The sequence below is a fragment of the Micrococcus sp. LASM2_SD2 genome, from assembly GCF_057364565.1.
The window spans coordinates 1-4,735 of record NZ_JBNFOB010000192.1; the positions used below are offsets into that span (position 1 = coordinate 1).

Annotated in this window: 4 protein-coding genes; 1 reads left to right on the forward strand and 3 read right to left on the reverse strand. The window is 71.6% G+C overall.

Annotated elements, in window-relative coordinates:
• Positions 1 to 451: PLDc N-terminal domain-containing protein (locus AC2W7A_RS09635; protein WP_485991169.1), on the reverse strand; the 451-nt coding region annotated here is incomplete at its 3' end.
• Positions 452 to 678: 227 nt separating this feature from the next.
• Here AC2W7A_RS09635 and AC2W7A_RS09640 point away from each other — a divergent pair.
• Positions 679 to 954 carry a DUF4229 domain-containing protein gene (locus AC2W7A_RS09640; RefSeq protein WP_485991170.1) on the forward strand — a complete coding sequence of 92 codons (276 nt, stop codon included), beginning with the start codon at positions 679 to 681 and terminating at the stop codon, positions 952 to 954.
• A gap of 217 nt (positions 955 to 1,171) precedes the next feature.
• Here AC2W7A_RS09640 and AC2W7A_RS09645 read toward each other — a convergent pair whose 3' ends face one another.
• Entirely contained in the window at positions 1,172 to 2,044 is an 873-nt protein-coding gene (locus AC2W7A_RS09645; RefSeq protein ID WP_485991171.1) for a 1,4-dihydroxy-2-naphthoate polyprenyltransferase, read from the reverse strand.
• 259 nt (positions 2,045 to 2,303) lie between these two features.
• Complete coding sequence (locus AC2W7A_RS09650) at positions 2,304 to 4,583, reverse strand: ExeM/NucH family extracellular endonuclease (protein ID WP_485991172.1); 2,280 nt, start codon at positions 4,581 to 4,583, stop codon at positions 2,304 to 2,306.
• Between the last annotated feature and the right edge of the window lie 152 nt (positions 4,584 to 4,735).

The window sequence follows — 4,735 nt, forward strand, 5'->3', positions numbered from 1 at the left end:
CGTCCTCGTCGCCGTTCCGGCCTGACGAGTCGGCACGCCCTGCGTCGCCGGGACGGCCGTCTGCGCCGTCCGCGCAGCCGGAGCGGTCGTCACGGCCGGCACCGCCCTGCTCGCGCAGGCGGCGCTCTCGCTCGTCGAGCTCCTCCGCCCGGCGGTCCAGATCCGCCTTGCGCTGGTCCTGGCGGCGCTGCACGCGGAGGGTGCGCAGGAACTCCTCGTCGTCGTCCGGAGCGGACATCCGCGGCTCGGTGCGGGCGGCCGAGGACGAGCGCGCACGGCCCAGGATCAGCCACAGCAGCGGGCCGACCAGCGGGAGAAGCAGGACCACCAGGAACCACACCGCCTTCGGCATCGAGCGCACCTGGTGCTTCGATGTCAGCAGCAGCTCGAAGAGGCAGTAGAGCGTCAGGGCCACCAGGACGATGATCGCGGGGATGAGGAATCGGGGCATGCGGACCATTCTAGGAATCCGCACAGCCCGCGTCCGCCCAGGCGGGCCTCACCCGGCTCTGTGTGCCGTGGGTCGGAATCGGCGCGCAGAGGCCCGGCTTTCCGACTCGGGGCACACAGCCGATCGGGCCCGTTCGGAACAGGCCGCCCAGGACCCTCGGGTTCTCCGTCATCGGCCAGCCCCCGCGACCCAGCGGGCCGCGCTCCCATCCGACCTAGAATGGACGGGTGCGTTTCCTCCTCTACGGCCTCATCCGCATCGTCGTCTTCGTCGGCGTCTGGTACCTCTGCATGGCGCTGGACTTCGGCATGGCGCTCTCGCTGGTGGTGGCCCTGATCCTGTCCTTCGCGGTCGGATACCTGGGCCTGCGCCGCCTGCGCGACGGCGCTGCAGCGGACATGGCCGCCTGGCGCCAGGGCGTCTCGAGAGACCGTCGCGGACGCACCGAGCAGGCAGACGCCGACGCCGAGGACGCCTACACCGAGGGCCGCTTCCACGGCTGACCCCGGCCCCTTCTCCACCCCACGGCTGCTGGTGAGGACACACTCTCTGAGGCCCGCAGGACGCCCGGGAGCCGGTGTGTCCTCACCAGGCGGTCACCACAGGATCGGCCCCGCCTTTCGGCCACCCCCGACGAACCCGACCACACGAGGACGCCGCCCACCGGATCAGGTGGGCGGCCGTCGTCGTGGCCCTGCGGGCTCGGGCCGGCGGGGCGGCTCAGGCGGTGAGGCAGGCGATCACGTAGAGGATCGCCCAGAGGATGCCGACCGTGGAGGTGGCCTTGAGGACGGGGATGAGCTTGCGCGGATGGTCCGCGCGCAGCACGGTGCGGCAGGGGATGTACGCCAGGGCGGCGGAGAGCACGGTGAGGCCGAACCAGCCGGAGACGCCCAGCAGGCCCAGCGGCAGCAGGGTGGCCACGGCCATCATCGCGATGTAGCTCCACCGGGCCGGGCGGTCGCCCATGCGGGCAGCGAGGGTCAGCTTGCCGACCTCGCGGTCCGTGGGGATGTCCCGGATGTTGTTGGCCATCAGCAGGGCCGTGGAGAACAGGCCGGCGGAGACCGCGGCGATCCAGGCGATCGCGTTGAGCTCCAGGGCCTGCGTGTAGGTGGTGCCCAGGCCCGCCACGAGCCCGAAGAACACGAACACGAACACCTCTCCCAGGCCCAGGTAGCCGTAGGGCTTCGACCCGCCGGTGTAGAACCAGGCGGCGGCCACGGCGGCGGCGCCGACCAGCAGGAACCACCACGTGCCGGACAGGGCGACGAGGAAGAAGCCGGCGAGCATCGCGACGCCGAAGCAGCCGAAGGCCGCGTTCTTCACGTTCTTCGCGGCGGTCTGCTTCGAAGCCGTGAGCCGGAACGGGCCCACGCGGTCGTCGTCGGTGCCGCGGATGCCGTCCGAGTAGTCGTTGGCGTAGTTCACGCCGACCTGCAGGGCCAGGGCGACGACCATCGCCAGCAGCGCGCGGCCGAGGTGGAAGCCGTCCAGGGTGTGTGCGGCGGCCGAGCCGGTGACGACCGGCACCACTGCCATCGGCAGCGTGCGCAGGCGAGCGGCGGCGACCCACTGGGACATCGTGGCCATGGGTGCGGTGGACCTCCTGGTTCCGTGCAGGGCGGCCGCGGTGCGAGTCGGCCGCCTGTCATTCTCCCACGCGGCCGAGGAACCGGCGCGCGCCGGGGGTGGCCGGGGGTCGGGACGACCGGGGTTCTTTGGCGGTGCGTCGAGTGGGGCGGGGTGCCTGGGACAGGACACGGGCCCCGCACCGGATCGGTGCGGGGCCCGTGCGAGCCGGTCACGCGGACCGGCGGGACGGCTCGACGGAGCCGCCAGGGTCGGTGCCTCAGCGGAGGGCGTCGAGGCGGTAGAGGATCGCCGCCACCTCGCCACGGGAGATGTCGCGGGTCACGCCGAAGGTGCCGTCACGGTAGCCGCCGACGAGCCCCTGGGAGTGCAGCCAGGCGATGGCGGTGTAGTGGGTCTGATCCGGCTCGATGTCGCCGAACGGGGAGGTCGCCGGCCGGGTGAAGTCCGGCTCGCCCATCGCGCGGTACACGAAGGAGGCGAACTCGCCGCGGGTGATGTCCCGGTCCGGGCGGAACGAACCGTCGGAGTAGCCGCCGGTCACGCCGGCCGCGGCGCCCCAGGTGATGGGGGCGTAGTAGCGGTCGCCGGTCTCCATGTCGGTGAACGGGGAGACGGCCGGGGAGATGTGCTCCGGGGCCAGGTACCGGTAGATGAACGCCATCGACTCGCCGCGGGAGATGTCACGGTCCTTGCGGAAGGTGTTGTCCGCGGTGTAGCCCACGGTCAGCCCCTCGCACTGCATCCAGCGCACGGCCGAGAAGTATCGGGAGCCGGCCGGGTTGTCCGCGAAGTCCGTGATCTCGCAGGTCTCCGGGTCCGGGTCCGGGTCCGGGGTCACGGAGGAGATGCCGAGGTCGAGGCCGAACAGCACCGGGTCGTGGTCCGAGGAGCGGTAGGCGTCCGGGGCGTACACGTCCTGCTGCGCCGGCTTCTTGTATCGGGTCTCGTAGCCGATCAGCGGGACCTCGTCCGCGTTGATGTGCCAGGAGGAGGCGCCGGTCACGCGCGGGGCGAGGTCGGCGTCGGCCAGGGCGTAGTCGAGGTAGCCGAGCATGCCGTCGAACACGTAGGAGTAGGCGTACTCGCCGCCGAAGGCCTTCTCCAGGTCGGTGAAGCCGCCCTCCACGAGAGTGCGGATCGGACGCTCGTGGTCGTAGGCGTTCAGGTCGCCCATGATCACGGCGTTCGGGAGCTCGTCGGAGCCGACCCAGTCCACGAGGGCCTCGGCGGCGTCGGTGCGGACCTGGTCGCAGTTGCCGGTCAGGTGGTGGAGGTCGGTCGGGTCTCCGGCGCACTCGGAGCCCTTGGACTTCAGGTGGTTGGTGACCACGGTGAACTCATCCAGCTCGGCGGTCGAGCCCTCCGGGACCACCGGGGCGAAGGTCTGCGCCAGGGCCGGACGGTTCTTGGTGTCGTCGAAGCGGGCGTCCACGGAGGAGTCGAGCACCTTGTGGGCACCCACCGGGGACACGGAGGCCGGCTGGTAGATCATCGCGGTGGTGATCTGGTCCGTGCCGATCCTGCCGGTCTCCAGGGCGGCGTAGCGCTCCTCGCCGGCGGCGGCGTTGAGGGCGGCCACGAGGTCCTTCAGGGCGACGTCGCCGTTGTTCTCGATCTCCAGCAGGCCCACGACGTCGGCGTCCATCTCGAGGATCGCCGAGACGATCTTGGCCTTCTGGCGCTCGAACTCCTCGGCGGTGGTGGCGCCGCGCTCGTTCAGGGTCGTGAAGTAGTTCAGCACGTTGAAGGAGGCGACCTGCAGGTCGCCGCCGACCTCGGGGACCTCGGGGCGGGTGACGGTGTCCTCGTAGCCGGCGGCCTGGGTCGGCTGCAGGGCCCAGGTGTCATAGCGGTAGTCGAGCACGCCCGTCAGGTCCGTGAGCGTGTCGCCGCCGGAGAACAGGTTCTCCAGGGTGAAGGCGCCGCCGCCGGGGTGCAGGGCCGGGTCCGGGTTCTGCACGGACCGGCCGTCGTCCACGGTGATGCGGTTGGCGAGGTTCTGCTCGTACAGGGCCTGGGCCTCGGGGGACTCCGGGGCGTGCACGGCGGTGGGGGTGTACTGGCGCTCGGGGCCGACCACGATCGTGCCGTAGCGGGCGTACTGGTAGGTCTCCAGGACCACGGCCTCGGGCACGGTCACGCGCATACCCTCGGTGGGCTCGAGGTCGGTGATCGGGAAGGACACCTCCACCGGCGCCGGCAGCTCCTCGGTGCCGCAGTCCGTCACAGCGTCCTGGGTGATCTGGGTCATGCCGTAGTGCTCGCCCACGGTGCCGCGCACGGTGAGCAGCTCGCCCTGCTCCACCGGTGCGGAACTCGGGGCGTACACGAACACGCCCTCGGAGGTCGCGGGGTCCGCGTCCGCGGTAGCGCCGGTCTGCTGCAGGTAGTAGCCGTTGAAGCCGCCGGTCTGGAACACGCCGACGACCACGCCGCGGACCACCACGTCCTGGCCGGTGATCGGGGAGGAGGCCCCGGAGCCCTGCACGTCGTGGATGCCGGTGGCGTCCATGTCGCAGGTGAGGGTCGGGTCCACGGGGTCGATCGGGTCCGAGCCGCCGGCCTCGGCGAGGGCGTTGGCGGCGCCGGGGGGTGTTGAGGGCCTCGCCCTCCTCGGGGGTGCCGGTCACCGGCTGGCCGCCGCTGACCAGGCCCGCGCCGTCGAAGTCGTTGCGCACCCAGTCGGTG